Origin of the sequence: Mesorhizobium sp. (assembly GCF_024509055.1) — a bacterium.
Lineage (GTDB): Bacteria > Pseudomonadota > Alphaproteobacteria > Rhizobiales > Rhizobiaceae > Mesorhizobium.
Window position 1 is genome coordinate 1 of the sequence record NZ_JANINM010000313.1, and the last position, 1,847, is coordinate 1,847.

Here is a 1,847-nt window from a genome sequence, read left to right on the forward strand (position 1 = left end):
AGCGGCGGTCCTCGATCAGCGTGATCTTCTGCCAGATCTTGCGCGACAGGTTCGAGCTCAGGTTCTCGATGTCGTTGACGCCGTCGATGACGACGTCGTCATTGACCGACTGCGCGAACAGGGCGGCGATCTTGCCGGTGATCGACAGCATTTCCGAGCAATAGTCGAGATAGCGTGCAAGGTCCGCGGCATTGGTGATGCGGGAGGGCGAGTGTGAGGTCGGCTTGAAACTGGCCGAGAGCGTCGCCGGGTCCTTGGTCAGCTGGTGCATGTCGATGACATGGATCAGCGAGCGCAGTCCATGGAGCTGTCGGAAGACCTTCTTGCGCTTGATGCGTTCCTCGGTGCGGACCAACGCCAAAAGCCCAAGCACGGCAAGGATCACGGTGTTGATCGTCGCCTCGATGCCTTGCATGGACTGCACGGCATCGTCAGCGCCCGAAATGCGATCGAGCGGCAGGATGGTGCCGACGAACAGGAACACCGCCACGCCGGCGATGAAGGCCGCGATGATTACGCCGCGCAGCCACCAGATCGGCGCTTCCAAATCCCTGGCCGCCTGCGCCAGGTCGCGTGACAGCGACACGAGTTCCCCGGCAACGCCACGCAGGCCGGCCTCGGGGAAACGCTCGGCGATGCGGCTTTCCAGCCTTTCGGCGGTATCGATGATCAGCGTCGGATCGAGCGTGCGGTAGCGCATCGCGAGACCTGGCTCTCAGGGTTCGGCCGGCGCGTTGGTGCGCTTGCCGTAGCGGTTCGGTCCCGGCTGTCCCGGGTAAAGGCAAAACACGAGAAAGGCGAGGATCGACAAGACCGGCACGAACAGGACCAGCGAAACGATGCCAGGCCGGTCGAGATCGTGCAGCCGCTTCACCGCAAGCGCGAAAAATGGCCAGAGCGAGCCGATGAAGACAACGGCCGAGATGACCCACCACACCTGGCTTTCGGGGCTGCCGTCGGGCATTCGCTCGAAATGATAGATCGGAAATGCCTGGACGATGGTCACCAGCATCACGCCAAGAAAATAGGCCGCGCGGTTGACGCGGCCCGAGTTTTTGAAAAAGAGCCAGATGAGGTCTGATTGTTCAGGCAAGCGGGTCCGGTCCGTATTGATTGGCGCCTCTGGTGCCTTCGAGGATGCCGAGTTCGACCAGCAGCCAGATGCCGCCGATGAAGGGTACGAGGCCGATCAGCGTCCACCAGCCCGACTTGTTACGGTCGTGCCAGCGTTTGGCATAGAGAGCAATGGCGAAATAGATCGATGCCAGCGCGACCAGGATGCCGATGACGCCGACCTGCGCGCCGCTGGCGGTGGTGAAACGTGTGCCGAGGATCGAGTCGAGAATAAAGGCAATGATGGCGATGACGATGAACACGCCGATGCCGGCCCAGAACTTGGCGCGGTTGATGCGACCGTCGAAACTCGTCAGCAGATATTTCCAGTCCATAACGCCCCTCCGTGTTGAACCAGCGCGACGGAATGTCGCGCTGGCGGAAGGTGCGTCCGTTTCCGGAAAAGATCAATCGCGCAGCAATTCGTTGATCGAGGTCTTGGACCGGGTCTTGGCGTCGACGCGCTTGACGATGACGGCGCAGTAGAGGCCGGGGCCCGGCTCGTTGTTTGGAAACGGCTTGCCCGGCATCGACCCGGCGACGACGACCGAATTGGCCGGCACCTCGCCGTAGAAAACCTCGCCCGTGGCCCGGTCGACGATCTTGGTCGACTGGCCGATGAACACGCCCATGCCGAGCACCGAGCCTTCGCGCACGATGCAGCCTTCGACCACCTCGGAGCGCGCGCCGATGAAGCAATTGTCCTCGATGATGGTCGGGCCGGCCTGCATCGG

The 1,847-nt window shown here is 62.3% G+C and carries 4 protein-coding genes; all 4 read right to left on the minus strand.

The genetic code is table 11. The features are described 5' to 3' along the window. The coding region (locus tag Q0L57_RS13970; RefSeq protein WP_296743534.1) for a hypothetical protein at positions 1 to 700 on the minus strand (700 nt) is incomplete at its 3' end. A gap of 15 nt (positions 701 to 715) precedes the next feature. Then, a complete protein-coding gene (locus tag Q0L57_RS13975) occupies positions 716 to 1,093 on the minus strand; it encodes a DUF805 domain-containing protein (protein WP_296743535.1) in 378 nt (125 codons plus the stop codon). Further along, on the minus strand, positions 1,086 to 1,448 hold the full coding sequence (locus Q0L57_RS13980) for a DUF805 domain-containing protein (RefSeq protein WP_296743537.1): 363 nt from the start codon (positions 1,446 to 1,448) through the stop codon (positions 1,086 to 1,088). The genes Q0L57_RS13975 and Q0L57_RS13980 overlap by 8 nt, the downstream gene beginning before the upstream one ends. A gap of 72 nt (positions 1,449 to 1,520) precedes the next feature. Next, the coding region (locus Q0L57_RS13985; protein WP_296743538.1) for a DapH/DapD/GlmU-related protein at positions 1,521 to 1,847 on the minus strand (327 nt) is incomplete at its 5' end.